27 protein-coding genes are annotated in these 25580 nt (G+C 63.9%); 18 read left to right on the forward strand and 9 right to left on the reverse strand.

From position 1 onward, the window contains the following. Nucleotides 1–60: 60 nt before the first annotated feature. From SB822_RS38645 to SB822_RS38665, 5 genes are all read right to left on the reverse strand, one after another. Nucleotides 61–1134, reverse strand: a complete 1074-nt coding sequence (locus tag SB822_RS38645; RefSeq protein ID WP_007577769.1) for a homocysteine S-methyltransferase family protein — start codon at nt 1132–1134, stop codon at nt 61–63. Between the two features lie 323 nt (nt 1135–1457). Continuing rightward, nucleotides 1458–1715 (reverse strand): DUF3567 domain-containing protein, encoded by a 258-nt coding sequence (locus SB822_RS38650; protein WP_007577767.1) that lies wholly within the window; start codon nt 1713–1715, stop codon nt 1458–1460. A 117-nt stretch (nt 1716–1832) separates the two neighbouring features. Continuing rightward, on the reverse strand, nt 1833–2621 hold the full coding sequence (gene pcaD, locus SB822_RS38655) for a 3-oxoadipate enol-lactonase (protein ID WP_410857098.1): 789 nt from the start codon (nt 2619–2621) through the stop codon (nt 1833–1835). Nucleotides 2622–2821: 200 nt separating this feature from the next. Further along, nucleotides 2822–4051 (reverse strand): DUF3108 domain-containing protein, encoded by a 1230-nt coding sequence (locus SB822_RS38660; RefSeq protein WP_410857099.1) that lies wholly within the window; start codon nt 4049–4051, stop codon nt 2822–2824. An 80-nt stretch (nt 4052–4131) separates the two neighbouring features. Then, a complete protein-coding gene (locus SB822_RS38665) occupies nt 4132–5046 on the reverse strand; it encodes an IclR family transcriptional regulator (RefSeq protein WP_410857100.1) in 915 nt (304 codons plus the stop codon). A gap of 150 nt (nt 5047–5196) precedes the next feature. Between SB822_RS38665 and SB822_RS38670 the strand changes: the two genes are divergently transcribed. The 6 genes from SB822_RS38670 to rfaE2 all read left to right on the forward strand — a co-directional run bounded on the left by SB822_RS38670 (nt 5197) and on the right by rfaE2 (nt 11608). Beyond that, nucleotides 5197–6189: a fumarylacetoacetate hydrolase family protein gene (locus SB822_RS38670; RefSeq protein ID WP_410857101.1), complete on the forward strand. Its 993-nt coding sequence runs from the start codon at nt 5197–5199 to the stop codon at nt 6187–6189. 219 nt (nt 6190–6408) lie between these two features. After that, entirely contained in the window at nt 6409–7614 is a 1206-nt protein-coding gene (locus tag SB822_RS38675) for an ABC transporter substrate-binding protein (RefSeq protein ID WP_410857102.1), read from the forward strand. Nucleotides 7615–7703: 89 nt separating this feature from the next. Then, nucleotides 7704–8555, forward strand: a complete 852-nt coding sequence (locus SB822_RS38680) for an enoyl-CoA hydratase/isomerase family protein (RefSeq protein WP_079500075.1) — start codon at nt 7704–7706, stop codon at nt 8553–8555. 224 nt (nt 8556–8779) lie between these two features. Next, nucleotides 8780–9517 (forward strand): PhaM family polyhydroxyalkanoate granule multifunctional regulatory protein, encoded by a 738-nt coding sequence (locus SB822_RS38685; protein WP_007577757.1) that lies wholly within the window; start codon nt 8780–8782, stop codon nt 9515–9517. A gap of 562 nt (nt 9518–10079) precedes the next feature. Continuing rightward, nucleotides 10080–10955, forward strand: a complete 876-nt coding sequence (locus SB822_RS38690; RefSeq protein WP_007577756.1) for a hypothetical protein — start codon at nt 10080–10082, stop codon at nt 10953–10955. Nucleotides 10956–11125: 170 nt separating this feature from the next. Beyond that, nucleotides 11126–11608, forward strand: coding sequence for a D-glycero-beta-D-manno-heptose 1-phosphate adenylyltransferase (rfaE2, locus tag SB822_RS38695; protein ID WP_007577755.1), 483 nt, complete (start codon nt 11126–11128; stop codon nt 11606–11608). Nucleotides 11609–11656: 48 nt separating this feature from the next. Here rfaE2 and SB822_RS38700 read toward each other — a convergent pair whose 3' ends face one another. Genes SB822_RS38700 through SB822_RS38710 form a run of 3 tightly spaced genes read right to left on the reverse strand, consistent with a single transcriptional unit; the run spans nt 11657 to nt 13717 of the window. Continuing rightward, on the reverse strand, nt 11657–11896 hold the full coding sequence (locus tag SB822_RS38700) for a hypothetical protein (RefSeq protein ID WP_007577754.1): 240 nt from the start codon (nt 11894–11896) through the stop codon (nt 11657–11659). 25 nt (nt 11897–11921) lie between these two features. Further along, nucleotides 11922–12815, reverse strand: coding sequence for a type III pantothenate kinase (locus SB822_RS38705; protein ID WP_410857103.1), 894 nt, complete (start codon nt 12813–12815; stop codon nt 11922–11924). Beyond that, the gene (locus SB822_RS38710; protein WP_410857104.1) at nt 12812–13717 is read right to left on the reverse strand and encodes a biotin--[acetyl-CoA-carboxylase] ligase; all 906 of its coding nucleotides are present in this window, start codon (nt 13715–13717) and stop codon (nt 12812–12814) included. Before SB822_RS38710 ends, SB822_RS38705 begins: the two co-directional genes overlap by 4 nt. A 168-nt stretch (nt 13718–13885) precedes the next feature. Between SB822_RS38710 and SB822_RS38715 the strand changes: the two genes are divergently transcribed. The 9 genes from SB822_RS38715 (at nt 13886) to SB822_RS38755 (ending at nt 21873) form a co-directional block, all read left to right on the forward strand. Further along, nucleotides 13886–15025 (forward strand): MlaE family ABC transporter permease, encoded by a 1140-nt coding sequence (locus SB822_RS38715; RefSeq protein ID WP_079484135.1) that lies wholly within the window; start codon nt 13886–13888, stop codon nt 15023–15025. Beyond that, the gene (locus tag SB822_RS38720) at nt 15022–15912 is read left to right on the forward strand and encodes an ABC transporter ATP-binding protein (RefSeq protein ID WP_007577750.1); all 891 of its coding nucleotides are present in this window, start codon (nt 15022–15024) and stop codon (nt 15910–15912) included. Before SB822_RS38715 ends, SB822_RS38720 begins: the two co-directional genes overlap by 4 nt. A 19-nt stretch (nt 15913–15931) precedes the next feature. After that, on the forward strand, nt 15932–16894 hold the full coding sequence (locus SB822_RS38725) for an MlaD family protein (RefSeq protein ID WP_007577749.1): 963 nt from the start codon (nt 15932–15934) through the stop codon (nt 16892–16894). Between the two features lie 18 nt (nt 16895–16912). After that, a complete protein-coding gene (locus SB822_RS38730; protein WP_007577748.1) occupies nt 16913–17539 on the forward strand; it encodes an ABC-type transport auxiliary lipoprotein family protein in 627 nt (208 codons plus the stop codon). A gap of 30 nt (nt 17540–17569) precedes the next feature. Then, nucleotides 17570–18730: a VanZ family protein gene (locus SB822_RS38735; protein WP_410857105.1), complete on the forward strand. Its 1161-nt coding sequence runs from the start codon at nt 17570–17572 to the stop codon at nt 18728–18730. Between the two features lie 161 nt (nt 18731–18891). Further along, nucleotides 18892–19215 (forward strand): ferredoxin, encoded by a 324-nt coding sequence (locus SB822_RS38740; protein ID WP_097218394.1) that lies wholly within the window; start codon nt 18892–18894, stop codon nt 19213–19215. A gap of 37 nt (nt 19216–19252) precedes the next feature. Continuing rightward, on the forward strand, nt 19253–19897 hold the full coding sequence (locus tag SB822_RS38745) for an alpha/beta hydrolase (protein ID WP_007577745.1): 645 nt from the start codon (nt 19253–19255) through the stop codon (nt 19895–19897). Nucleotides 19898–20284: 387 nt separating this feature from the next. Next, nucleotides 20285–21514 carry a D-alanyl-D-alanine carboxypeptidase family protein gene (locus SB822_RS38750; protein ID WP_007577744.1) on the forward strand — a complete coding sequence of 410 codons (1230 nt, stop codon included), beginning with the start codon at nt 20285–20287 and terminating at the stop codon, nt 21512–21514. An 89-nt stretch (nt 21515–21603) separates the two neighbouring features. Beyond that, a complete protein-coding gene (locus SB822_RS38755) occupies nt 21604–21873 on the forward strand; it encodes a DUF493 family protein (RefSeq protein ID WP_410857106.1) in 270 nt (89 codons plus the stop codon). 31 nt (nt 21874–21904) lie between these two features. Here the strand turns inward: SB822_RS38755 and SB822_RS38760 are convergent, their stop codons facing one another. After that, nucleotides 21905–22924: a transcriptional regulator GcvA gene (locus tag SB822_RS38760; RefSeq protein WP_007577742.1), complete on the reverse strand. Its 1020-nt coding sequence runs from the start codon at nt 22922–22924 to the stop codon at nt 21905–21907. Nucleotides 22925–23022: 98 nt separating this feature from the next. Here SB822_RS38760 and SB822_RS38765 point away from each other — a divergent pair, with 98 nt between their 5' ends. The 3 genes from SB822_RS38765 (at nt 23023) to lipA (ending at nt 25220) form a co-directional block, all read left to right on the forward strand. Next, nucleotides 23023–23349, forward strand: coding sequence for a DUF2917 domain-containing protein (locus SB822_RS38765; protein ID WP_007577741.1), 327 nt, complete (start codon nt 23023–23025; stop codon nt 23347–23349). A 73-nt stretch (nt 23350–23422) separates the two neighbouring features. Next, nucleotides 23423–24205 carry a lipoyl(octanoyl) transferase LipB gene (gene lipB, locus SB822_RS38770; protein WP_007577740.1) on the forward strand — a complete coding sequence of 261 codons (783 nt, stop codon included), beginning with the start codon at nt 23423–23425 and terminating at the stop codon, nt 24203–24205. A gap of 13 nt (nt 24206–24218) precedes the next feature. Further along, nucleotides 24219–25220: a lipoyl synthase gene (lipA, locus tag SB822_RS38775; protein ID WP_007577738.1), complete on the forward strand. Its 1002-nt coding sequence runs from the start codon at nt 24219–24221 to the stop codon at nt 25218–25220. Nucleotides 25221–25580 lie beyond the last annotated feature (360 nt).

The following is a 25580-nucleotide window of genomic DNA, read 5'->3' on the forward strand; positions in this document are numbered from 1 at the left end:
TGTTTCGTCAGTGCGTCAATGCTTCGGTGTGAACGTGCTGTAAAGCGTGCTTTGGATACTTCACGCGGCGTCGCGATACTGGCTCGGCCACTTGCGCGGCTTAACGTCGTTCAGCGCCTTCGCGATCGCGGCGATGTGCTCCGGCGTCGTGCCGCAGCAGCCGCCCGCGATGTTCACAAGGCCCGCTTGTGCGAATTCCTTCAGCAGGCCCGAGGTATCGGCGGGCAGTTCGTCGAAGCCCGTGTCGCTCATCGGATTCGGCAAACCGGCGTTGGGATAGCACGACACATACGTGTCGCACAGCTTCGCCAGCTCCGCGATGTACGGGCGCATCAGCGCCGCGCCCAGCGCGCAGTTCAGGCCGAACGTCAGCGGCTTCGCGTGACGCAGCGAGTTCCAGAAAGCCTCGACCGTCTGTCCCGACAGAATGCGGCCCGATGCGTCCGTCACCGTGCCCGAGATCATGATGGGCAGGCGCTCGCCCGTGTCTTCGAACAGTTCGTCGAGCGCGAACAGCGCAGCTTTCGCATTCAGCGTGTCGAAGATCGTTTCGACGAGGAACAGGTCCGCGCCGCCTTCCAGCAGCGCCTTTGCCTGTTCGTAGTACGCCGTGCGCAGTTCGTCGAACGTGACGTTGCGCGCGCCCGGATCGTTGACGTCGGGCGAGATGCTTGCCGTCTTCGGCGTCGGTCCGATCGCGCCCGCGACGAAGCGCGGCTTGTCGGGCGTCGAGTATTTGTCGCATGCGGCGCGCGCGAGCTTCGCCGACTCGCGGTTCATTTCGACGGCGAGATCTTCCATGCCGTAGTCGGCCTGCGCGACGGTTGTCGCGCCGAACGTGTTCGTTTCGATGATGTCCGCGCCTGCCGCCAGATACTGCTCGTGAATCTCGCTGATGATCTGCGGCTGCGTGATGGACAGCAGTTCGTTGTTGCCCTTGATGTCGCGCGCGTAGTCCTTGAAGCGCTCGCCACGATAGGCGGCTTCGTCGAGCTTGTAGCGCTGGATCATTGTGCCCATCGCGCCGTCCAGAATCAGGATGCGCGATTCGAGCAACGCGGGCAAGGTCGCGCCGCGCGTATACGCGGCACGGGGGCTGGCGGCTGACGGGGCTGACGTGACGGGCTGGTTCATGGTCTGATCGGGCTCGTGCCGGGCGGACCGGCTTTTTTCAGGAAACTCAATATTGTAGCCGCATGGTCGCGGGCGTGCCGTGCGTGGCGGACTTGCACGGGGCACGGCGGTTGCCGGCAGGGTAGCGCGAGGGGCATTTCTTACGCTGGTCGCTGTTTTCGCAACGAAGCGCCCCGGCGTTTCGCGCCGCGACATCCACATAAAAACGCCACATAAAAGCGCCACATTCAGCGCCAGCAGCCGCATAAAACGAAAAACCCCGCCCGGCGCGGGGCCGGACGGGGTCGATGAGGACGTGTCGCCAGGAGGATGGCGCCTGTCGATCAGTGAAGAATGACCGGCTGGTTCATCAGGCTGTCGAATTGACCCAGAAACTCGTCAACTTCGTCGAGCGTCGGTTCGTCTTCGATCAGTTTCTGCACGTGTTCGCGAAAACTGGCTGCCATCGCACCGTCGATGTAAATCTCGCGCTGCGTGTTCTTGTCGACGATCTCATACCCACCGGATAGCATCGAGAGATGGCCGTCTTGCGGCGGGAACTCGACGACACAGTAGTTGGGGCTGTTGTAGATCATTTGCATGGCGACACTCCTTATTTCCGATGGCTCCGGGCCAGTGTTGCACCGTAGATGGAGCCCTTGGTTTGGAATTCAAGGGGTGGGTCCGGCCTGACGCTTTGAATTCTCCGGACCTATCGGTTAGACCCGTTTTTGCAAAAACGATTCCAGCAAAGCGGTGAAACGTTGCGACTGTTCGATCGGTGCGAGGTGAGCTGCGTCCAGCAACTCGAACTGCGCATTCCGGATGGCATTCGCAATTCCGTGTGTAGCAGCAGGTGGCGTGCCTGCGTCGTGGCGTCCAGCCACAGTAAGAGTAGGAAGATCAATCTCGCTCAGTCTACTGCGCACATCGAAATCGCGCAGCGCAATGCACGCTTGTGCGTAACCTTCAGACGAAGTGTTCTCCAATACCTCCCGAATCTGTTCGACCACCTCCGGATGCGCGTCGCGAAAACCCGCCGTGAGCCAGCGTTCCATCGTTGCCTCGGCCAGCGCTGCGACGCCTTCGTTGCGCGCCTTCGCCGCGCGCTGCTCCCATATGGCATGGCCGTCCGAAGGCGTGGCGGCGTGCGTGTCGGCGAGCGTCAATGTTTCGATGCGTGCCGGGTTATCCAGCGCGAACTGTTGCGCAATCATCCCGCCCATCGACATTCCGACAATATGCGTTTTCTCAACGCCAAGCGCATCTAGCAGTATGTGTAGATCCTGCGACAAATCTGCAACACGGAACGGTCTGTCTGATATGGCCGTTTGACCGTGACCGCGCACGTCGTAGCGCAAGACTGTGTAGTCATCCCGAAAATAGCCGGCGAGCTGATCCCAGATCGACAGATCGCCGCCAAGCTGATGAATGAACGTGAGCCATGGGCCACCGCCCTCATTGCTCAGGACGTAGCGCGTATCGATGCCATTCACATTGATTTGCATGCGGACTCCATAAGTGATGTCGCAATGAAAGAACGAACGGATCGACAGTTCATCCGATTGAGTTCATCGGATTCGCATGAACCGCCGGCGCGTATCAGCGCGCTTCGTCGTGCGATTCATGCAAACGACGGAAGTTTCGGATGCGCAGTGTGTGTAGTCCCGGTTTCAAAGTGTCCTCCATAGCGAAGGACCAGTTTGTGTCAGGGCTTTTCCGGCCCTGCGCCTGGATCGGTGACGGACGGTTGGGAAGGGGCTGGTGACGTGTCATCGGATGAAGCGGCGTTGCTGCCGTTCGCATCCGGCGGCGCGATCTTGCCGCGCCAGACAAGTTCGATCTGCGTGCCGTTCGGCTCGGTTTGCACGAGACGCGCAGGCAGCCAGCCGAGCGACGGTGCGAGCCACACGTCGATGCGCCGCCGGTCGCCTTCGCGGCGCGGCAGGCGCATGAAATGGCGCGCATCGATGATGCCCTGATCGGTGCGCACGCCTTCGTCGCCTATTGTCTCGATGGGCCAGATTTCGCCGCTGTCGTTGTCGGTCACGAAGAACTGACGCGTCACGCCTGGCTGATACGCGTCGGGGTCGCCGCGCACCAGGCTGGCGAGTTGCATCACCATGCTGAAGCGGTCTTGCGCGCCGTCCTGCAGCGGCAGCGTGGCCGGCGTGCGCGAGAAGCCGATCTGTTTCGTGTCGCGATGGAAGGTGGTGATGTCCTCGCCGCGTCGGCCGCGTTTTTCGATGTACTGATCAGGCGCGAGACCGAATGCATCGACATGCCCGTGGCTCGAATAGCTGAATGTGCCGATGAACGGCAAGGGTACCGAAACGATCATGTCGTACGAGCGGCCATCGCTCGACCAGTGGATCGTGCCCGGCTGATTGCGCACGCCGTTGTAGAACGTGTCGTATTGCAACTCGGCTGAGGGCGGTACAGAGAACTTCACGCCTGGCGCAGCATGCGGCGCGTTGCCTTGACCGGCAACATTGGCGCTGGAATTGGCGGCTCCCGTTGCGGACGACGCAACGCCCGGCGCGGACGCGGAAGCCGAAGCATCCGCAGGCGCGCTTGCGGCTTCAGTTGCGGGCGCTGTTTGAAGCGGCTTCTGACCTGGTTGCGTGGCCGTCAATACATGTTCACGCGGCGCTCGCGCGACGCGTTTCGGGGCCGCAGGCACCGCCTTGGCGGGCGGCGGCGAACCGGCCGCCTGCGTTTCGATACGCTCGGGCTTGAGCAGCGCGACCTGCACGGGAACATGCTCGGGCGACACAGGTTTGAAGGTGTCGTGACGTCGTTCGAACCATTGCGCCGCGATGAAGTGCGCGCCCACGACAGCCAGCAGCACGCCCGCCCAACGCAAGCGCGACGAGCGGCGCTGCGCGGCGGCGAGGTGATCTGGCGTGACTGAACGGAGAGCGGCTGGAGATGACATCGGAACCTGAAGGCGGAACGCAAGGCTATGAACGTTTGAACACAATTCGACCGCGCACTGCCGTCACGCGTTCCTCACGCTCATCGCGGCGTCGGACTATACCCGAGTTCATACGACAGCTTCTGCGCGCACTCGCGCAGCGCCGTGTCGACTTCGCCGCCCCACGCGATATCGAACGCGCCCTCGTGACCCAGTGCGATCAATCCGAGCGCGAGATCGCCATTCGAATCGAACACGGGTGTGCAGAACGCGTGAATGGTCGGCAGCAACATGCCTTCGACACGTGCCGAGCCATGCGCGCGCACGTCCTCGAGCACGCGTTCGACATCTTCCGGCGTGCGCGGACTGTTGGCGGCGGCCCAACGCCGCGTATCGGCGAGTTCGCGCGCGATCATCACGGCCGTCTTACTGCGCGGCAGATACGCGGCGAACAGCAGACCCGTCGCCGAGCTGAGCATCGGCATCACGTCACCGAGTTTCAGCGACGCCTTCGCGGGATAGCTCGATTCCATCCAGTGCACGACGGTCGGCCCCTGATTGCCCCACACCGCGATGCCGACCGTCAGATCGAGCCGGTCGCGCAATTCGGCGAGCGCGATGCGCGCGAGCTTCACGCCATCGACGCGCGCGAGCCGCGCCAGCCCTAGCTGCAGCGCGAAGCCGCCAAGCTCGTAGCGGCCCGTCAGCGGATCCTGCGCGACGACGCCCAGGCGCTGAAAACTCACCAGATAACGGTGCGCTTTCGCCGGACTCATGCCCGCGCGCTGCGCGAGATCGCGCAGCATCATCGCGCGCGGCTCGTGCGTGAGCACGTCGAGCAGACGGAACCCGACTTCGATTGACTGGATGCCCGAGCGCAGTTTTTCCTCGCCGCCGTCGTGCTCGATGCCTTGCTCGCTGTCGTGCTGGTCGGCGGCATCGTCGTCGGCGGGATCGAGCGGTTCGGCGGAATCGGCATCCTTGCGGATCGAACTGGAGCGGGCGGTTGGAGGCATAGGCAGTGGTTGAACGGTGAGCCTTAAAGCGGCGAAAAACGGCGCGGACGTTGCAATGGCCATCGCCTGCTTGAAGCGAACGTTTGGGCCGCGCCGATTCACCATCGTAGAATAGATTCCTCTTATCGTCATCCACATGCCTTTTCCGCCATGAAACTTGCCTCGCTGAAGGACGGCACGCGCGACGGTCAACTGATCGTCGTTTCCCGTGACCTGCATATGGCCGCCGTCGCCGACGCCATCGCGCCGACGATGCAGCGCGTCCTCGACGACTGGATTTTCTACGCGCCGCAACTGCGCGATCTGTACGACGAGCTGAATCAGGGCCGCGCGCGCAACACGTTTTCGTTCGACGCGAAGGAATGCATGGCGCCGCTGCCGCGCGCGTTCCAGTGGGCCGACGGCTCCGCGTATGTGAACCACGTCGAACTGGTGCGCCGCGCGCGCGGCGCGGAAATGCCGCCCGAGTTCTGGACCGATCCGTTGATGTACCAAGGCGGCAGCGACGACTTCATCGGCGCGAAGGACGACATCGTGTGCGCGTCCGAATCGTTCGGCATCGACTTCGAGGCGGAAGTCGCCGTCATCACAGGCGACGTGCCGATGGGCGTTAAGCCCGAGCAGGCGTTGAAAAGCATTCGCCTCGTCACGCTCGTCAACGACGTGTCGTTGCGCAACCTGATTCCCGCCGAACTCGCGAAGGGCTTCGGCTTTTTCCAGAGCAAGCCGGCGACGTCGTTCGCGCCCGTTGCCGTCACGCTCGACGAACTCGGCGACGCGTGGCGCGAAGGCCGCGTGCATCGACCGATGATCGTGCATTGGAATAGCAAGAAGGTCGGCCAGCCGGACGCGGGCACCGACATGGTGTTCCACTTCGGCCAGTTGATCGCGCATGCGGCGAAGACGCGCAACCTGCGCGCAGGCGCCATCGTTGGTTCTGGCACGGTGTCGAACAAGGACGCGAAACGCGGCTATTGCTGTATCGCCGAGAAACGCTGCCTCGAAACGATCGAGCACGGCAGCGCACAGACGGAATTCATGAAGTTCGGCGATACCGTGAAGATCGAAATGTTCGACGAAGCGGGCAAGTCGATTTTCGGTTCGATCGATCAGGCTGTCGCGCCGCTCGAAGGCGGGCTTTGATCGTGTAGTTGGCGTGAGGCGTCGAGCGATCCGAAAGGGTTTCGCCCGATGCCGGCAGCGCCACGCGCGCCGCTACACTGACGCTCGCGCGAGGCCATCGGGTCTCGCACGCTGGACCGCGTGAATCGCAACGCACAGCATCATGCAGCGACACGCGCGCGGACAGCAACATGCAACACGCAGCATCGCAGAACGCACAAAAACCAAAGGAGACAACGCATGCCGCGATACGGGACGTTTGCATCTTCAACTCTGCGCAACTGCGCTCGCAAGTTCACTTTCAAGCGGCGCACGACGCTCGCCGCCACGCTTTCCCTTTTACCCGGACTCGCGCTCGCACAGGTGAAGATTGGCCTCGTTCTATCGCTGACGGGGCCGGCTGCATCGCTTGGCATTCCCGCGCGCGAGACGGCGACGCTCTTCCCAAAAGAGATCGCCGGGCAGAAAGTCGAATACATCGTGCTCGACGATGCGTCCGATACGACGCAAGCCGTGCAGGACACCAAAAAGCTGATCTCCGAAAATCACGTCGACGCGATCATTGGCTCGTCGATCACGCCGAACTCGCTGGCGATGATCGACGTGGTCGCCGAAGGTGAAACGCCGGCGATTTCTTTGGCGTCGTCGGCGAAGATCATCGAGCCCGTCGATGCGAAACGGCACTGGATGTTCAAGACGCCGCAGACGGATGCGATGATGGCATCCGCGATCACCGAGCACGCGAGCCAGCACGGCGTGAAGACCATCGCGTACATCGGCCAGGCGGACGCGCTCGGCGAAACGTTTTACGCGGAGGTCGCGAAGTTCGCGCAGATTCACAAAATCAACGTGGTGGCCAACGAGCGTTTCAATCGCACCGATCCGAGCGTCACCGGCCAGATCCTGAAGATCATGGCGGCAAATCCCGATGCCGTCGTCGTGGGCGCAGCGGGCACGCCCGCCGCGCTGCCGCCGAAAACGCTGATCGGGCGCGGCTACAAGGGCAAGATCTATCACAACCACGGCGTCGGCAATAACGACTTCCTGCGCGTGTGCGGTGCCGACTGCAACGGCACGTTCCTGCCCGCGAGCCCGGTGCTGGTCGCCTCGCAACTGCCCACGGACTACGCTTCGAAGCGTCTCGCGCTCGACTACATTGCGCGCTTCGAGAAGCTGCGCGGGCCGGGCAGCGTGTCGGCGTTCGGTTCGTATGCGTGGGACGCGAGCATGCTGCTGAACAGCGCGATTCCCGTTGCGCTGAAAACAGCCGCGCCGGGCACGGTCGAGTTTCGCCGCGCGCTGCGCGATGCGCTCGAAGCGACGAAGGGACTCGCCGATACCAACGGCGTCGTCAACATGAGCGCGACCGATCACCTCGGCCTCGATCAGCGCGCGCGCGTGATGGTCGAGATCAGCAACGGAAAGTGGGTGTATCAGCCGCGTTAGGCGAAGTGATTCGCGTGGCGCAGCGTCGGCTGCGTTACGCGCATGATGTGGGTATCGACGCCGACGCGTCGCTCTTACGGATGTGTGCCATGTCTCACGAATCGGAATCGCAATCGGTCGAACCCGCGTTTTATGCGCACTACAGGTCGCTGCGCGTGCGGCGTCATGCGCACGGCATCCTCGAAATCGTGATGAGCGGTGAAGGCGCAAACCGCAGCGCGCTCGCCACCGCCGATGCGAACATGCATCGCGAGCTGGCCGACATCTGGCGCGATGTCGACCGCGACCCGGAGACGCGCGTCGCGGTGATTCGCGGCGAGGGCAAGGGCTTTTCGGCGGGCGGCGATCTCGGCCTCGTCGAAGAGATGGCGAATGATTTCGACGTGCGCACGCGCGTATGGCGCGAGGCGCGCGATCTCGTCTACAACGTGATCAACTGCAGCAAGCCGATCGTCTCGGCGATGCACGGACCGGCTGTGGGCGCGGGGCTCGTCGCTGGACTGCTCGCGGATATTTCGATTGCGACGAAGTCGGCGCGCATCATCGACGGTCATACGCGGCTTGGCGTCGCGGCGGGCGATCACGCGGCGATCGTGTGGCCGCTGTTGTGCGGGATGGCGAAGGCGAAGTACTACTTGTTGCTCTGTGAGCCGGTGAGCGGCGAAGAGGCGGAGCGCATCGGCCTCGTCTCGCTGGCCGTCGACGACAACGATCTGCTGCCGAAGACCTTCGAAGTCGCGCGCAAGCTCGCGCAGGGTTCGCAGACAGCGATCCGCTGGACCAAGTACGCGTTGAACAACTGGCTGCGCTCGGCGGGGCCGACTTTCGATACGTCGCTCGCGCTCGAATTCATGGGTTTCGCGGGCCCCGACGTGCGCGAAGGCGTGGCGTCGCTGCGCGAGCGGCGTGCGCCGGATTTCCCGGGCAAGGAGCCGTTCTAGCGGAACGCGCCTCCTTGCGTCAGGCGGACGCAAAATCGTCATGGCGACAGGCGCACGATAACCGCGTTCGCAATCGCGGCTCGACGCGAAAAATTCACGCGGTATGATCGAGCCGCGAATATCGAACGTCGCTTCGATCGCTGGATCGAAGGACAATAAGCGAACCACAATAAGCGAACGGCAACAGGCGCCCCAGGCCCAGAACCGAACACAGGAGCTCAGCAATGACCGACCACCCCGGCTCGACGCCACCTTTCCCCGGATTTCCTGGTTTTCCGCCCGCCGAAATGCTCGACCGCATGTGGGGCATGATGCGCCTCACGCCGTTCGGCGCGGCATTCCCGGGCACCAGTCCGGCTTCGACGCAGGGTTTCGTGCCGTCGCTGTCGATGATGTCCGACATGATGGCGCCGCTCACGAACGTCGAGGAACTCGACAAGCGCATCACCGACATGCGCGCTGTCGAGCAATGGCTCAAGCTGAATCTGAACATGCTGCAGTCGGCGATCCAGGCGCTCGAAGTGCAGCGCGCGACGCTCTCGACGCTGCGCGCGTTCGGCGCGTTCGCGCAGCAATCGATGACGCAGCCCGCGCCTGAAGCGCCGCCCAGGCATGTGCCGCAGCCCGCTGCGAGCGCGCCGGAAGCGAGTGAAGCAGGCGAGTCGGCGGCGTCGCCCGCGTTCGACGCGTCCGGCTGGTGGAATCTGCTGCAGGCGCAGTTCAACCAGATCGCGCAGTTCGCGATGGCGCAGCCGCCGGACACGACGGCGACGGGCGCATCGGAAGCGGGCGCGGGGATCGAGCCGAGCGACCTCGAACCCGACGACGCACCCGAGCCCGACGCGCAAGGCACTGCGCAAGCGAAATCCGATGACGCGCCGCGTGCCGCCGCGAAGCGCGCGGCCAGCACGAAACGGGCGGGCGCATCGTCTGCGAAGAAGACCTCGTCGACGTCCGAATGAACGCTTGATATTTGCGATGAAACGGGCGCGCGTGGCCGAAACGGCCAGCGCGCCTCGAACTGCGACGGAATGTCGCCGCGCTAGCACATTCCTTTGACACCGTGCGGTCAACGAGCGCCCACGTTGTTTTACGTCAATGCCAAAGCGGGTTTCGACGGTCCGAAAATGGGGCGTGTAAGGGCCGCATGCTATTATTGTGTAAGCTTTTTCTGGCCCGCGGACGCGTGCGAAGATCGCCAGATTCGCCGTTTCATCCGGTGCCATGCGGTGCCGGTTCGTCCGCTGCGGACCCAAATGCCGTCGTTCGGCGGCAGGCTGGCACGACCCCAGGCAAAGGTTCTCCCTCACCCACGGTTGGCCGCGCACGCGAGGCACGAAAATCGCGTACGTATCACGAGCCGCAGTATGTCTTTTGCCAAACACTTGCATCTTGGCAACCGATTACCGCGTAAAATTGAATGCTGCGCTGACGACGGAGAACATTGCCGAAAGTTCCCGTTCGTCGGCCGCAAATGTAGCAACAGATAACAGACGTCGCCTTGCGCAGAACAGGGGTGGGATCATGAACACCATGCTTTATCCGGAACTTTATAAATCGCTCGAGTCGGTTCGATGGGATATGGAGAAGGACATTCCCTGGGACAAATTCGACGCGTCGCTGCTCACCGATGAGCAGGCGGCGACCATCAAGATGAACGCGATTACCGAATGGTCGGCGCTGCCCGCCACGGAAATGTTCCTGCGCGATAACCACCATGACAGCGACTTCTCGGCATTCATGAGCGTGTGGTTTTTCGAAGAGCAGAAGCACTCGCTGGTGCTGATGGAATATCTGCGCCGCTTCAAGCCGGAGATGTGCCCGACGGAAGAAGAACTGCACGCGGTGCGCTTCGAATTCGATCCGGCGCCGCCGCTTGAAACGCTCATGCTGCACTTCTGCGGCGAAATCCGCCTGAATCACTGGTATCGCCGTGCGGCAGAATGGCACACCGAGCCCGTCATCAAGCACATCTACGAAACCATTTCGCGCGACGAAGCGCGCCATGGCGGCGCGTATCTGCGCTACATGAAGAAAGCGCTGACGAACTTCGGCGACGGTGCGCGCGCCGCGTTTGCAAAGATCGGTGTGCTGATGGCCTCCGCGCGCCGCACGGAAAAGCCGCTGCACCCCACCAATCTGCACGTGAACCAGTCGCTGTTCCCGCGCGACACCGTTCAATCGCGTCTGCCCGATCCCGAGTGGCTCGAGCGCTGGCTCGACGAGCAGATCCGTTTCGACGACGGCTGGGAAAAGAAGGTGGTCGAGCGCATTCTGCACAACCTGTCCATTCTGTTCGAGCGCTCGTTCACGACGGCTCAGGAACTGAACCGCTATCGCAAGGAAGTGGTGACGCGTCTGCAGGCTGACCAGCAGACTGCACAACAGCAACCGGCCTGATAAGGGCCGCGCGCCGGCCGGGCCGACCGCCCGGCGCGTCGCACAGACACGCAACGGCCCGGCAGGTGAGAACCGCCGGGCCGTTTTCTTTTTTGCCTTGTCGCGGGCGTGCGTCTTCTATCATCGGAGCCACGCGCCTCGCCTCTCAAACCCGCTCAACGATTGCTCTCATGGCCGCTACCTTCGAACGCAAGCTCACGACACGCGACGCGCTCGCTCAACTTCGCCCGTCGCTGACCGGCCCCGTGGTGTTCACGAACGGCGTCTTCGATATCCTGCATCGCGGGCACGTCACGTATCTCGCGGACGCGAAGGCGCTGGGCGCGACGCTGATTGTCGGCGTGAATAGCGACGCGTCGGTGCGCATGCTCGGCAAAGGCGACGACCGGCCGATCAACAACGAAGCCGACCGGATGGCGCTGCTGGCGGCGCTGGAGAGCGTCGACTGGGTGGTGTGCTTCGGGGAGCAGACGCCCGTCGCGCTGATCGACGCACTGCGTCCGGACGTGCTCGTGAAGGGCGGCGACTACGACATGGACAAGTTGCCGGAATCCGCGCTGGTGCGCGGCTGGGGTGGCAAGGCGCTGGCGATTCCGTTCGAACACGACCGCTCGACGACGGCGCTTCTGAAGAAGGTGCGCGCTCAGGACTGAGCACAACGCGACGCGGGCGCGCAACCCGCGTCGAAGAAGACTTCCGCGTTACTGCGGCAGCGCCGAAGCGGCGATCGGCGCAACGGGCGCCGGACCGCCGACGACAGCCAGATCCGCAGCATCGGCGGACGACATCGGCTGCACGCGCAATTGGTCCGGACGGACCTGCCGGTTCAGGTGATTCGGCTCGCGCGGCCCGGCGGCCGGCGACGGACCGAACAGCCCACGCATCGTGACGAACGCGAGGATGTTGGCGAGAAAGAGCAGGGCGAGTAGCCAGCGCAGCATCGATGAAATTCTCCAGCTTGCTTGTTCAGTAGCCCGGCGTTCGGGCCGGGTGAGGAGCGTCCGTCGGCGGATTGGCCGATGCCTGCGCGGCGATCAGCGCGAGTCCCGTCAGCACGAGCGAGTCGTGACGCGTGTACGGCACGCCGAGCGCCTGCACCAGTTCGCCCGCAGCGCCGCCGCTCACGACGAGTCGCACGGACACTTTCCATTCGTCCTGCAGATCGCGCCACATCCGCTCGATCAGCCCGACCTGCGCCAACGCGCATCCCGACGACAACGAACGCGGCGTATCGGTCGCGAACCATGCTGCGCGCGCGAGCGGCGCGGTTTGGCCCGTCGTACCCGCGGATTCGCTGTCGAGCAGGCCGCGCGCGGCCGTGGCGTCCAGCGTCGGCAGTTGCGCTGTGTGCTCGCCGAGCGAGCGCATCATCAGCGACCAGCCCGGCGCGATCAATCCGCCGACGAACACGCCGTCGGCGGTCAGTGCTTCGAGCGTCGTCGCCGTGCCGAAGGTCGCGATCAGCAGCGGCTCGCCCGGGAACGCGGTGCGCGCGCCGATCATGCCCGCCCAGCGGTCGCTCCCAAGCTGCGTCGGCGTCGTGTACGCGTTCGTGACACCGCACTGCTGCGCGGCTGAGCGGATCGTCGTGCGCGTGAGACCGGGCCAGTGCCGGTCGATAAACGCATCGATACGGCGCGCTACCGCTTCCCCGGCAACATTCGATAACCATGCCGAACCGGGCTCGGGCAACGTCGACCAGTCAGGCTCGTGTCGAGATTGCAACGGATCACCAGTGCCCTTCACCAGTTGACCGCCGTGCGAAAACGCGCCTGCGTGCGTCTGTGTACCATCCGCGTGAATCAGCGCCCATTTGACGCGGCTATTACCCGCATCGATCAGCAGATACGGGGCGCTCATGCAGCGCCGCTTTCGTCGTCCGCGAGACGCAGCGACACGTCTCCCGTCGCGATGGCTTGCTGGCCGGATGGTGTATCGAGCAGCAGTTGCCCGAGATCGTCGACGCCCGCCGCGACGCCGCGCGCGACTTCCACGCCTTGCTCGAACAGTATGACGTCGCGTCCCGCATATGCATGGCAGCCGTTCCAGCGTTGCCGGAACGGCGCGAAGCCTTCTACGCCGAACCGCTGCAAGGCAGGTTCGAGCGAGTTCAGCTCTGCGGCGAGCGTATCGGTGAGATTCGCGTTCGGCAGAGCACGCGACAGCGCCGTCGGCGCGGCACCGCGCGCCTGCGCGGGCACGCCGGCATTGAGCGCGCCGACCTTCGCGGCGAGTTCCTCGGCGCCCTTCACGTTCGTGCCGATGCCGATCACTACAGCGCTCGCGTCCGGCGTGCTCCATGCCGTTTCGATCAGGATGCCGGCGAGCTTGTCGCCTTCGAGCAGCACGTCGTTCGGCCATTTCAGCGCGATCTGGCCCGGACCCGACACGGGCAGCGAGCGCAGGCCGTCGACCAGCGCGACGCCGACCGCTAGGCTCAGCCCCGCGAGTCCTTCAAGCGGCCGCGGCAGCACGCAGGCAACCGAGAACAGCAGTGCATTGCCGGGTTCCGCATACCAGGGGCGGCCGCGCCGGCCGCGCCCCGCCGTCTGAAGGTAGGCGACGCGCACGATCGGCCGCGCGAGCGCACCGGGTTCGCGCGGCAGCGCCTTCACACGGGCCATCAGGTCGGCGTTGGTCGAGCCGGTTTCTTCGACGATTTCGATCGGCCAGTCATTGGCGGCCGGGCCGAACAGCGCGACGGCGCGCTGCCGGTCGATTCGCCAGTCGCCCGAAGGGCTGGGGGAGAGTGGAGTATTCATGAAGGGTATTTTAGCCACTGCGCCTGTCATCGTGATCGATAGATACGCCAGCCGCGCTTTGTTCACAAGATGCGTGCGGCATGCAGCCCTGCCGGGCATCCCACCAGGGCCCAATCTCGAACGCTTCGTTACAATGCCCGTTAATCCGATAACCACATCCAGCGATCCTTGAACTACGACACTCCTCCCGGCCTCGAAGTCGCGGCAGGCAGCCAGGGCAAGATCGTGCGCCTGTCCGGCCAGTGGACGGCGCTCGCGCTCGCGCGCGACCGCCTGCACGGAAAGGCGCTGCCGCGTTTGCGTGAACTGATCGACAGCCGCGCGCACGTCGCGCAATGGGATCTGTCGCGAGTCGAGCGGATGGACCACGTGGGCGGCCAGGCGCTGTGGCGCGTGTGGGGCTACAAGCTGCCCGTCGATCTCGTCGCGCTCAACGATACCCAGCGCGACATCTTCGACCGTATTGCGCTGCTCGACACCGCGCGCGAGAACCCGGAACCCGTGCATCGCTTCGATCCGTTCACGAAGCTCGGCCTCGGCATCTTCGCGCTGTTCGAGCATCTGTATGGCGGCGTCGCGATGTTCGGCCGTGTGATCCTCGATCTGCTGGTGATCGCGCGCAATCCGAAGCTCGCACCGTGGAAGGAGATTTCGGCGAATGTCTACAGCGCGGGCACGCAGGCGCTGCCTATCACCGCGCTCGTCGCGTTTCTGATCGGCATCGTGCTCAGCTACCTGTCCGCGCAGCAACTGCGGCTGTTCGGCGCGAACCAGTTCATCGTGAATATTCTGGGGATGTCGGTGCTGCGCGAGCTCGGACCCGTGCTGTCGGCGATTCTCGTCGCGGGGCGTTCCGGCTCGGCAATCACCGCGCAGATCGGCGTGATGCGCGTGACGGAAGAACTCGACGCGATGCGCGTGATGGGCATTCCACACGGCCTGCGCCTGATCCTGCCGCGCGTGATCGCGCTGTCGCTGGCTATGCCGCTGCTCGTGATGTGGACCAACATCGTCTCGCTGATCGGCGGCGCACTCGCGGCCAAGATCGTGCTGCAAATCGACATGTCGTATTTCGCGCGCGCCTTGCCGACCGTCGTGCCCGTCGCCAACCTATGGATCGGGCTCGGCAAGGGCATGGTGTTCGGCATGCTGATCGCGATCGTCGGCTGTCACTTCGGCTTTCGCATCAAGGCCAATTCGCAGAGTCTCGGCGAGGGCACCACGACTTCGGTCGTCACGTCGATCACGGTCGTCATCCTTGCCGACGCCGTGTTCGCGATTCTCTTTCAGAACGTGGGGCTGTCATGATTGCGCCGCTCACTACCGCCGTACGGGACCAGCCGCTGCCGGAGATCGCGGAAACCGTGATCGAGGTGCGCAACCTCACCAAACGCTATGGACGCAACATCGTCCACCAGCATCTGGATTTCCACGTGCGGCGCGGCGAGATCGTGTCGATCGTCGGTGGCTCGGGTTCGGGCAAGACGACGCTGATGCGCCAGATTCTCGGGCTGGAGCGGCCGACCTCGGGCAGCATCAAGGTGTTCGGCGAGGACATGTCCACGCTCGATAAAGACGAAGCCCGGCTGATGCGTGTGCGCTCGGGCATGTTGTTCCAGCAGGGCGCGCTGTTCTCGTCGCTGTCGGTGTTCGACAACATCGCGCAGCCGCTGCGCGAGCTCGGCAAGGTGCCCGACGATCTGCTGCGCGACATCGTGATGCTGAAGCTGGAAATGGTCGGGCTGCCGTGCAAGCACGCGTCGAAGATGCCGGCGGCGCTGTCGGGCGGGATGGTCAAGCGTGTGGGCATCGCGCGCGCGATCGCGCTCGAACCGGAACTGCTGTTCCTCGACGAACCGACGGCGGGCCTTGATCCGCAGGCCTCCGACGAATTCGTCGAACTGATCAGCGCCTTGCATCGTGCGCTCGGCCTGACGGTGGTGATGGTGACGCACGATCTCGATACGATGGTCGCGCTGTCGACGCGTGTCGCGGTGATCGCGGACCGTAAGGTCATTGTCGCGGCGCCCGTCGAGCAGGTGGCGGGCTTCGATCATCCGTTTATCCGCGAGTATTTTCTCGGGCTGCGCGGGCGGCTCGCGTTGCAGGGATTGTCGCCGGAGCGGCGCGCGAAGCTGCCGGCCGAAGCGCTGGAGCCCGCGTCGGATGCGATTCCGCTGCGTACCGCGCCATGAACGCCGAGGGAACCTGACAATGGAAAACAAATCACACGCCTTCTGGGCCGGGCTCTTCACCGTCGTGATGGTGGTCGCGATCGCTGCGGCGGCGTTTCTGTTTAATGTCGACAGGTCGGTGCGCATACCTTTCGATCTGATTGCGCGGACCAATGTCACAGGTTTGTACCCGGATGCTGCGGTACGATATCGCGGCCTCGACGTCGGCAAGGTGCAGTCGATCAAGTTCGACCGTGCGCATCCGGGGCAGATTTTGATCCGCATTCTCGTCGACAAGAACGCGCCGATCACCCATTCGACGTTCGGCACGCTCGGGCTGCAGGGTGTCACGGGCCTCGCGTTCATCCAGCTCGACGACTCGGGGAAGGATCTCGCGCCGCTCGTGTCGTCGGCGAAGGACGTCGCGCAACTGCCCATGCGTCCGGGCCTGTTCGATCAACTGCAGGCGCGCGGCGACGTGCTGCTGCGGCAGATCGAAAAGACCGTGCGCGATGTCGACTTGCTGCTGTCGCCCGAAATGCGCGACCAGTTGATGGCGACGGTGGCGAGCCTGCAGCACGCCGCCGACGGCGTCACAACGCTCACCGCGCAGATGGGCCCCGCCGTCGGCAAGCTGCCGGGCACGCTCAATCAGCTGGATCAGACGCTCGCGTCGACGAACCGGATGATCACCAGCCTGAACCGCCCGGACGGTCCGCTGGAAGGCACGCTGAACAAGGTCGGCACGGCCGCGCAGCAGGCGGGCGACGCGCTGACGGCGATGAACGCGACGCTGCAGGACATTTCGGCGCGCGTCGGCTACGACACGCTGCCGCGCGTGAATTCGCTGGCGGAAGACGTTCGCTCCGCCGTGCGCGCCGTCGACCGCGCCGCGAACACATTCGACGAAGCGCCCAACAGCCTGCTGTTCGGCGCGCCGCGCGCCGCGCCCGGTCCCGGCGAACCGGGCTTCGTGTGGCCTGCGGGCCACGCGGCCAAATGAAATTCAAAGGAAACAAGCATGTCACGCTCGATCAACCGTCTCTTCACCTCGCGCGCCGCGCTCGCTGCGCTGCTGCTCGCGCTTGGCGCGCTGGCCGGCTGCGCGGGCAACCCGGCCGCGCTCGCCGATATCCGCTACGACCTCGGCCCGGCCCCGCTGCCGGGCAGCACGGGCACGATGCCGGCCATCAAGGTGCTCGAGGTCACGGCGCCGACCACGCTCGATTCCGACAAGCTCATCTATCGCATGACGTATTCGGACTCGCAGCAGACGGCCTCGTATGCGAACAGCCACTGGACGATGCCGCCCGCGCAACTCGTCACGCAGCGCCTGCGTAATGCGCTGTCGTCGCGCGGCACGGTGCTCACGGGTGGCGACGGCGTGCGCGCCCCCGTGCTGAAGGTGGATCTCGACGAGTTCGAGCAGGACTTCGACGGCCAGTCCGAGAGCCACGGCTCCGTCACCGCGCGCACGACGCTGTTCGTCGACGGCAAGGTGGTCGGGCAGCGCACCTTCATCGCCCGCGCGCCCGCGAGTTCGGCCGATGCCCCCGGCGGCGCGCGTGCAATCGCCGCGGCCACCGACGATCTCGTCGCGCAGATTTCCGCCTGGCTCGGCGTGCAGGCGCTCGTCGCGCAGCAATGACGCGTTGTCGCGCAGTCACGGGAGCGCTGGATGGCTGACAAGCCGTGGCAGCGGCGGCCGTCGGCGTTTGCGAGGCAGGCGCTGGTGCTGTATGCGGCGCTGATCGTCTATGGGTCGTGGTATCCGTTCTTCGGCTGGCGCTCGCTCGGCATCGGGCCGCTCGACTATCTCTTCGATCCCTTCCCACAGTATCTGACGGCTTTCGATGTCGTCACGAACGTGCTCGGCTACATGCCGTTCGGCGCGCTGGTCGTGCTCGCCGTCTATCCGCGCTGGCGCGGCGCGATTGCCGTGGCGTTCGCATTTGGGCTCGGCACGCTGCTGTCGGGCGTGATGGAAGCCGTGCAAACCTATCTGCCGACGCGCGTGGCGTCGAATCTCGATCTCGCCGCGAACGCGCTGGGCGCGCTGCTCGGCGCGACGCTGATGTCGCCGTTGACGGGCGCGCTGCTCGATCGCGGCATGCTGCGGCGGATGCGCTTCCTGTGGTTCGAGCGCGATAGCACGGCCGTGATCGGGCTGGTGGCCTTATGGCCATTCGCGACGATGTATCCGGCGCCGCTGTTACTCGGCCTCGGCTCATGGCCGCGCGAGTTGTGGCTGCGCTCGGACGCGTCGATGCAGGATGCGTTGCTCGCCTGGGCGCCCGCCGCGTGGCACGTGCCGGCATGGCCCGCGCTGGTTGCCGCGTGGATGCCCGACGATGCGTGGGAAGCCATCATCACCGCGCTCAATCTGCTGTCGGCAGGCGCGCTCGCTTCGCTGCCGATGCGCGAGCGCGCGCCGCGCGTGCGTCTTCTGATCGCGTTCGTCGTGGCGACGCTCGCTGTCAAGGCTGGCGCGACGTTTCTGCAATCGCAATCGGGCCTCGCGTTCAACTGGGCGACGCCGGGCGCGCTGATCGGCCTCGCCGCCGGTTTTATCGCGATGCTGCTGACGCTGAAGCTGCCGCGCAGCTCGCGCGTTGCGCTCGCGGCGATCGCGCTGGTCGTTTCGCTCGTGGTCGTCAATCTGCTGCCCGTGAATCCGTATTTCGACGTCGTGCTCGCCGACTGGCGGCAAGGCCGCTATCTGCATTTCAACGGCCTCGCGCGCTGGCTCGCGTGGATGTGGCCGTATGCGGCGTTGGTGTGGGTCGGGTTGTCGGCGGAACGCGCATTGCTGTCGAAGCGGCGCGGGTCGCGTGCGTAGCAGGCATGCATGCTGGATCGATGCCGATGTAGCGACGCCAGCGGCGATCTGCGATGTTCGATCCCCGTCGTTATAATCGATGGGACCTCCTATCCCCGCTTACGGCGAGCCGCGTCATGCATGCGCACCGCTTCGTCCACGCACCTCACACGTCGGCCATCATGGATTCCTTCTTCAAATATCACGTCTTTTTCTGTCTGAATCAGCGCGAACCGGGCGCAACGCGTCCGAGTTGCGCGAACTGCGGCTCGCAGGAAATGCAGGAATACGCGAAGAAACGCGTGAAACAGCTCGGCCTTGCCGGTCCCGGTCAGGTGCGGATCAACAAGTCGGGGTGTCTGGACCGCTGCGAGGAAGGGCCGACTGTCGTCGTGTATCCGGAAGGCGTCTGGTACACGTACGTCGACAAGAGCGATATCGATGAGATCGTCGATTCGCATCTCGTGAACGGCAAGATCGTCGAACGCCTGCTGATCGACCGCTGATCCGTAGCGTTTCAACCGCGTCACTCGTCCATACAAGATGAACGTACATACGAAGAAGTATCTGATCGACGGCCCGGTGGGCAAGATCGAAGTCGCCGTCGATGCGCCCGACGCCAGCCGCGACGGCGGCGCTGCGCCGCGCGGTATCGCGCTCGTCGCGCATCCGCATCCGCTGTTTGGCGGCACGATGGACAACAAGGTCGCGCAAACGCTGGCGCGCACGCTGGTCCAGCTGAACTACATCACGTATCGCTCGAATTTTCGCGGTGTCGGCGAAACGCAAGGCACGCATGACGCCGGCGTCGGTGAACGCGATGATTTGCGCGCGGTGCTCGACCACATGCGTGAGCAGCCGGGCCACGCCGACCTGCCGCTCGTGCTCGCGGGCTTTTCGTTCGGCACGTTCGTGCTGTCGCATGTCGCCGCGCGGCTGCGTGAAGAAGGGCAGGAAATCGAGCGGATGGTGTTCGTCGGCACGGCGGCGAGCCGCTGGGAGGTCGCGCCTGTGCCGGAAAACACGCTCGTGATTCACGGCGAAACCGACGATACCGTGCCCATCCAGTCGGTTTTCGACTGGGCGCAGCCGCAGGAACTGCCCGTCGTGGTGATTCCGGGCGCGGAGCATTTCCTGCATCGCAAGCTGCATATCCTCAAGCGCATCATCGTCGACGCGTGGCGCTGATTTCACGGCGCCGGTGCATCGCGAAAACATGAGCGGCCGCGTGCCGCTCATGTTGTAAAAAGCCCTCGAAAAATGCGGGAAAACTCCATGACGTACGGCAAATTGTCAGGCGGCAGCACGTATAATGAGCGCTCTTTTTTGGGCGCAGCATTGCCCGTCTGGTGGATCGAATCGCCTCGCTCGTGAGTTCATGGCAGCGGATTCGGCGCGAGATGCGAGGCGCGCTGCGCGAACCGTCCGCGTGACAGACAGTCTGACGAGCAGTCAAAACCACGCCGTGCCGCGCTTATGACACTCGCGCGCGGCGGAGTCTGCCCGTCCGGCATCACGCGAATCATCCGAACTGCGCATCCTGCGCACCAGCCCATTTCTGCCCGAATCGATCCTATGCGCTTTTCGAATCACGGCTCTTTCAGCCTTCCCAGCCTCGTTTCTTTCGTTCCGCAATCCGTCGCCAGCAAGCTGGCGCTGGGTCTTGCGCTGCCCGCCGCGCTGATTGCCGGCACCGCGTTCGCGCAGGTGCCGCCGCCGGGCGTGAACGCGCGCTCGTGGGTGCTCGTCGATGCAACCAGCAACCAGGTGCTCGCATCGGGCAATCCGGATGAGCGCGTCGAGCCGGCGTCGCTGACCAAGCTGATGACGGCTTACCTCACGTTCGAGGCGCTGCAGACCAAGAAGATCACGATGGACCAGTCGATCAATCCGAGCGAGGCCGTGCGCCGCGTGAGGAACGACGAATCGCGGATGTTCATCGAGGCGAACAAGCCCGTCACGGTGCACGATCTCGTCTACGGGATGATCATCCAGTCGGGCAACGACGCCGCTATCGCGCTGGCTGAGCTGGTGGGCGGCAGCGAGGCGCAGTTCGTCAACATGATGAACGCGGAAGCGCAAAAGCTCGGCATGAAGAACACGCACTTCGCCGACGTGAACGGCATGCCCGACGCGCAGCACTACACGACGGCGGGCGACCTCGCCATTCTGTCGGCGCGCCTGATCCGCGACTTCCCTGACTACTACAACATCTTCTCGGTCAAGGAATTCACGTATAACAAGATCAAGCAGCCGAACCGCAACCGTCTGCTGTGGATCGACCCGACCGTCGACGGCCTGAAGACGGGCCACACGCAAGCGGCTGGCTACTGCCTGATCGCGAGCGCGAAGCGTCCGTTGCCGGGCGTGCCTGATGCGTCGCGCCGTCTGGTGACGGTGATGATGGGCGAGCAGAAAGAACACGACCGCGTGCAGGACAGCCTGAAGATGCTGAACTACGGCTATTCCGCGTACGACGCGGTGCGCCTGTACAAGGCGAATCAGGTGGTCGAGACGCCGCGTGTCTACAAGGGCTCGCAGGATAGCGTGAAGCTCGGCGTCAAGACGGACCAGTACATCACGTTGCCGAAGGGCCTGGCCGACAAGGTCAAGCCGCAGGTCGAGCACGTCGACCCGCTGATTGCGCCGATCGCCGAAGGCCAGCAGGTCGGCACGGTGAAGTTCGTCGCCGACGGCAAGACGCTCGCGCAGGTGCCGCTCGTCGCGCTGCAGGCGGTGCCGCAGGCGGGCATTGTCGGCCGCGTGTGGGATTCGATGATGCTGATGTTCAACAAGAAGAAGTAAGCCGTAGACAAGAAGGAAACCTGCGGCTTGCTTTTTCGCCGCGCGCAGTCATATAGGCTGATTGCGTGCGGTGAGAAAAGGAGTCGAGGATGAATGCCGTGAACGAATCATTGATAGATTTTCCGTGCGATTTCCCCATCAAGGTGATGGGCAAGTCGCACCCGGATTTCCAGACGACGATCGTCGAGGTGATCCGCCAGTTCGACGGCGGTTTCGACGCGGCGCGTATCGAAGTGCGGCCGTCGAGCGGCGGCAACTACACCGGTTTGACGGTGACGGTGCGCGCGCTGAATCGCGAGCATCTGGATGATATTTACCGGGCGTTGACCGGGCATCCGATGGTGAAGGTCGTGCTGTAATTGGTGTGACGGTGAGCGGACGAGGGCGCGCTCAGCGCTCCGTCTGCGCCGCCGGCTTCCGGACGTGCAATGCGTTCGGCTCAGCTTGTGTCTGTTTCTTTCCCTGCGTCTTATCCGTTGTCGAGCGGTTCGCGCTCGCGCTACATGCGCTCTCGAATAGTTGCTTGAAGCGCCCGACTTCGTCGAACACCCAATCGCGGAACGCCTTCACGCGAGCCGTCTGCAGCATCTGCGGCGTGCAGATGAAGTAATACTGCCACGGGCTCGGTCCGTCGATATTGAACAGCCGTACGAGCCGGCCTGCCGCGACTTCGTGCATCGCGAGCGAGCGGCGCGTCAGCGCGATGCCCTGGCCGTCGATGGCCGCCTGCAGCAGATTCGACGAGTCCTGATACAGCACGCCGCGCTTCGGTTCAGACCAGTCCGTGAGGCCGGCCGCGTCGAACCACGGACGCCATCGTTCGTCGTCGGAGCGTAAGAGCGGGACGTTGGCGAGATCAATGGGCATTTTCGGCAGATTGCCGCCGTTGAAAGTCGGCGAGCACGCCGGGAAGAACGTCTCTTCGAGCAGCAACTCGGCATGTAGCCCCGGATAGGGGCCGTAGCCGAAGCGGATTGCGCAGTCGACGTCGTCGCGGGCGAAATCGGTGAGCGAGTTGGTCGACAGCAGTTCGAGATCCCACTGCGGATTCGCCTCGATAAAGCTGCCGATGCGTGGCGTCACCCAGCGCGCCGCAAACGACGACAGCATCGACACGACCAGCCGCCGGTCGCGGTCGCCTGCGCGAATCTCGCGCGTCGCTTCCGCCAGCGAGATCAGCGCCGTGCGCACCTGCGCGGCATAGCGGCGGCCGATATCGGTGAGCCGCACGCGCTTGCCGTCGCGGGCGAAGAGCTTCACGCCCAGCTCTTCTTCGAGTGCGCGAATCTGATGGCTGACGGCGCCGTGCGTGACGTACAGCTCGTCGGCGGCACGCGAAAAGCTCTCGTGACGGGCGGCGGCCTCGAAGGCCTTGATCGCGTTCAGTGCAGGCAGTTGGCGGAGGTCCATCGCAATTTTTCTCACATAACGGTGAAAATTGATCGTTTGGCGTAAACCCTTGTCGCATATAGGATTGTAGCCATGAAACGATTTTTGGCGAGGCCATCATGCGAGAAATTTCCTCTAGCATCACGTTTGAGATCGTAGCCGGTGAAACCGTTCCGATGAAGATCACACGCAGCACGCGCCTGGCTGTTTCAGGCGGCGCGGTGTGGGTGACCCGCAGCGACGACGTCGAAGATTACTGGCTCGAACCGGGCAAGACGCTGCGTCTGCGGCGCGGCGAGCGGCTGTGGCTGTCGGTCGAGCGTGGCACGCAGGCGCGGGTTGCGTTTTACGTGCCGACGCGGCCGGAGCAAAAGGCGCTCAACTGGGCCGCGCGCGTCAGCGAACGCTTTGGCGCGTGGCTGCGCTCCGGATGGCGCACGGTCTGATCAGGGTTCCTGATCCCAGTTATTGCCCGCGTGGCCGGCGAGGCGCGCGGGATTTCGGTAAACTGCCGGAATCATGTGTGCCACGCCGGTTTCATCGTCCCCCGAGTCTTCGAGTTCCATCCAGCCGGACGCCGTTGCGTCCGACGCGGCGGCGCAAAGCGATTCTGCGCAGCCGGTGATCGTGCGCTGGCGAGGCTCGGAAGACTATCAGGCCAGCTTCGACGCGATGCGCGCGTTCACCGATTCGCGCACCGCTGAAACATCTGACGAAATCTGGCTCGTCGAACATCCTCCCGTTTTCACGCTCGGCCAGGCCGGCGATCCGGCGCATCTGCTCACGGCCGACAGCCGCATTCCGCTCGTCAAGGTCGACCGCGGGGGCCAGATCACGTATCACGGCCCGGGCCAGGTGGTCGCCTATCTGTTGCTCGATTTGCGCCGTCGCAAGCTGATGGTGCGCGAGCTGGTGACGCGGATCGAGCAGGCCGTGATTGACACACTCGCGGCGTATAATCTCGCCGGTGAACGCAAGGCGGGCGCGCCGGGCATCTATGTCGCGCCTGAGCAGCCGAACGCCGGATTGCACGTTGGCGCTAAGATCGCCGCGCTGGGCCTGAAAATCCGTAGCGGGTGCAGTTATCACGGCGTCAGCCTCAACGTGAAAATGGACCTGCAGCCGTTTCTCGCCATCAACCCGTGCGGTTACGCGGGGCTCGAAACAGTCGACATGGCGACGCTCGGCGTCGCAGTCGGCTGGGACGACGTAGCCCGAACCCTTGCAGCAAGCCTCATCGCCAACATCGACGGCATCCCCGCAGCCGTCGGCCTACCGCAGGCCGGTGCCATCACCGCCTGACTGGAACGAACGAATGACTGACGTTACCGCGAATCCCGCAGCCTCGAGTCCTGTCAACGCCGCCGCTCCGGCGCCCTACGACGCGACCGCCAAGCAGAAGGCGCAAGCCAAGACCGCGCGCATTCCGATCAAGATCGTTCCGATCGAAAAACTGAAGAAGCCTGACTGGATTCGCGTGAAGGCGGCGACGGGCAGTTCGCGTTTCTACGAGATCAAGCAGATTTTGCGTGAGCACAATTTGCATACGGTGTGCGAGGAAGCGAGCTGCCCGAACATTGGCGAATGCTTCGGCAAGGGCACCGCGACGTTCATGATCATGGGCGACAAGTGCACGCGCCGCTGCCCGTTCTGTGATGTCGGTCACGGCCGCCCGGATCCGCTCGATCCGGAAGAGCCGCTGAACCTCGCGCGCACGATCGCCGCGCTGAAGCTGAAGTACGTCGTGATTACGAGCGTCGATCGCGATGATCTGCGTGACGGTGGCGCGGCGCACTTCGTCGAGTGCATTGCGAAGACGCGCGAGCTGTCGCCGGAAACGCGCATCGAAATCCTGACGCCGGACTTCCGTGGCCGTCTCGATCGTGCAATCGGCATCCTGAACGCAGCGCCGCCCGATGTGATGAACCACAACCTCGAAACGGTGCCGCGTCTGTACAAGGAAGCGCGCCCGGGTTCGGACTATGCGCATTCGCTGAAGCTGCTGAAGGACTTCAAGGCGCTGCATCCCAACGTCGCGACGAAGTCCGGCCTGATGGTCGGCCTGGGCGAAATGGAAGAAGAAATCCTGCAGGTGATGCGCGACTTGCGCGAGCACAACGTCGATATGCTGACGATTGGGCAGTACCTGCAGCCGTCGGAGCACCATCTGCCCGTGCGTGCGTATGTGCACCCGGACACGTTCAAGATGTACGAGGAAGAAGCGTACAAGATGGGCTTCACGCACGCGGCCGTCGGCGCGATGGTGCGGTCGAGCTATCACGCTGATGTGCAGGCGCACGATGCCGGCGTTGTGTGAGGTTTGTCTTTGCCTATTGGCAGATGCTGCCTGAGCTGGAAGTGCCCGCGTAAGCGGGCTTTTTTTTTGTGGTTCATCGCACGTTGCTGGGTGTGTTTTTGCCTTTGCGTTGGCATCCGCGCATTGCCTTCGTGCTTCAAGCGTTGCCCCTGTGCGGGGCGGCACCTACTATTCTTTGCCGCCGCAAAGAAAAGTAGGCAAAAGAAAGCGGCTAACACCGCCAACTCTTCTCCCTGCCTGAGGGCCCCCAAAGGTTCTTACCCTTCACACGGCAATCACGTGCCCCACGTTCGTTGCCAGCGCTCTAAATGAGCGCCTCACCCGCTTCACTTACCCGCGCTGCAGCATGCCGCGCCAGAT

It is taken from the genome of Paraburkholderia sp. SIMBA_054 (assembly GCF_046534875.1).
In the GTDB taxonomy this organism is placed as follows: Bacteria; Pseudomonadota; Gammaproteobacteria; order Burkholderiales; family Burkholderiaceae; genus Paraburkholderia; species Paraburkholderia hospita.

What these genes read in the sequence shown, in the direction of transcription:
- SB822_RS38710 (WP_410857104.1), bottom strand. Translation starts at nt 13,717, where the DNA reads ATGAATACTCCACTCTCCCCCAGCCCTTCGGGCGACTGGCGAATCGAC.
- rfaE2 (WP_007577755.1), top strand. Translation starts at nt 11,126, where the DNA reads ATGGCCGCTACCTTCGAACGCAAGCTCACGACACGCGACGCGCTCGCT.
- SB822_RS38735 (WP_410857105.1), top strand. Translation starts at nt 17,570, where the DNA reads ATGGCTGACAAGCCGTGGCAGCGGCGGCCGTCGGCGTTTGCGAGGCAG.
- SB822_RS38665 (WP_410857100.1), bottom strand. Translation starts at nt 5,046, where the DNA reads ATGCCTCCAACCGCCCGCTCCAGTTCGATCCGCAAGGATGCCGATTCC.
- SB822_RS38765 (WP_007577741.1), top strand. Translation starts at nt 23,023, where the DNA reads ATGCGAGAAATTTCCTCTAGCATCACGTTTGAGATCGTAGCCGGTGAA.
- pcaD (WP_410857098.1), bottom strand. Translation starts at nt 2,621, where the DNA reads ATGCAAATCAATGTGAATGGCATCGATACGCGCTACGTCCTGAGCAAT.
- lipB (WP_007577740.1), top strand. Translation starts at nt 23,423, where the DNA reads ATGTGTGCCACGCCGGTTTCATCGTCCCCCGAGTCTTCGAGTTCCATC.
- SB822_RS38705 (WP_410857103.1), bottom strand. Translation starts at nt 12,815, where the DNA reads ATGAGCGCCCCGTATCTGCTGATCGATGCGGGTAATAGCCGCGTCAAA.
- SB822_RS38680 (WP_079500075.1), top strand. Translation starts at nt 7,704, where the DNA reads ATGTCTCACGAATCGGAATCGCAATCGGTCGAACCCGCGTTTTATGCG.
- SB822_RS38745 (WP_007577745.1), top strand. Translation starts at nt 19,253, where the DNA reads ATGAACGTACATACGAAGAAGTATCTGATCGACGGCCCGGTGGGCAAG.
- lipA (WP_007577738.1), top strand. Translation starts at nt 24,219, where the DNA reads ATGACTGACGTTACCGCGAATCCCGCAGCCTCGAGTCCTGTCAACGCC.
- SB822_RS38725 (WP_007577749.1), top strand. Translation starts at nt 15,932, where the DNA reads ATGGAAAACAAATCACACGCCTTCTGGGCCGGGCTCTTCACCGTCGTG.
- SB822_RS38750 (WP_007577744.1), top strand. Translation starts at nt 20,285, where the DNA reads ATGCGCTTTTCGAATCACGGCTCTTTCAGCCTTCCCAGCCTCGTTTCT.
- SB822_RS38675 (WP_410857102.1), top strand. Translation starts at nt 6,409, where the DNA reads ATGCCGCGATACGGGACGTTTGCATCTTCAACTCTGCGCAACTGCGCT.
- SB822_RS38685 (WP_007577757.1), top strand. Translation starts at nt 8,780, where the DNA reads ATGACCGACCACCCCGGCTCGACGCCACCTTTCCCCGGATTTCCTGGT.
- SB822_RS38760 (WP_007577742.1), bottom strand. Translation starts at nt 22,924, where the DNA reads ATGGACCTCCGCCAACTGCCTGCACTGAACGCGATCAAGGCCTTCGAG.
- SB822_RS38690 (WP_007577756.1), top strand. Translation starts at nt 10,080, where the DNA reads ATGAACACCATGCTTTATCCGGAACTTTATAAATCGCTCGAGTCGGTT.
- SB822_RS38730 (WP_007577748.1), top strand. Translation starts at nt 16,913, where the DNA reads ATGTCACGCTCGATCAACCGTCTCTTCACCTCGCGCGCCGCGCTCGCT.
- SB822_RS38755 (WP_410857106.1), top strand. Translation starts at nt 21,604, where the DNA reads ATGAATGCCGTGAACGAATCATTGATAGATTTTCCGTGCGATTTCCCC.
- SB822_RS38720 (WP_007577750.1), top strand. Translation starts at nt 15,022, where the DNA reads ATGATTGCGCCGCTCACTACCGCCGTACGGGACCAGCCGCTGCCGGAG.
- SB822_RS38650 (WP_007577767.1), bottom strand. Translation starts at nt 1,715, where the DNA reads ATGCAAATGATCTACAACAGCCCCAACTACTGTGTCGTCGAGTTCCCG.
- SB822_RS38740 (WP_097218394.1), top strand. Translation starts at nt 18,892, where the DNA reads ATGGATTCCTTCTTCAAATATCACGTCTTTTTCTGTCTGAATCAGCGC.
- SB822_RS38660 (WP_410857099.1), bottom strand. Translation starts at nt 4,051, where the DNA reads ATGTCATCTCCAGCCGCTCTCCGTTCAGTCACGCCAGATCACCTCGCC.
- SB822_RS38645 (WP_007577769.1), bottom strand. Translation starts at nt 1,134, where the DNA reads ATGAACCAGCCCGTCACGTCAGCCCCGTCAGCCGCCAGCCCCCGTGCC.
- SB822_RS38700 (WP_007577754.1), bottom strand. Translation starts at nt 11,896, where the DNA reads ATGCTGCGCTGGCTACTCGCCCTGCTCTTTCTCGCCAACATCCTCGCG.
- SB822_RS38670 (WP_410857101.1), top strand. Translation starts at nt 5,197, where the DNA reads ATGAAACTTGCCTCGCTGAAGGACGGCACGCGCGACGGTCAACTGATC.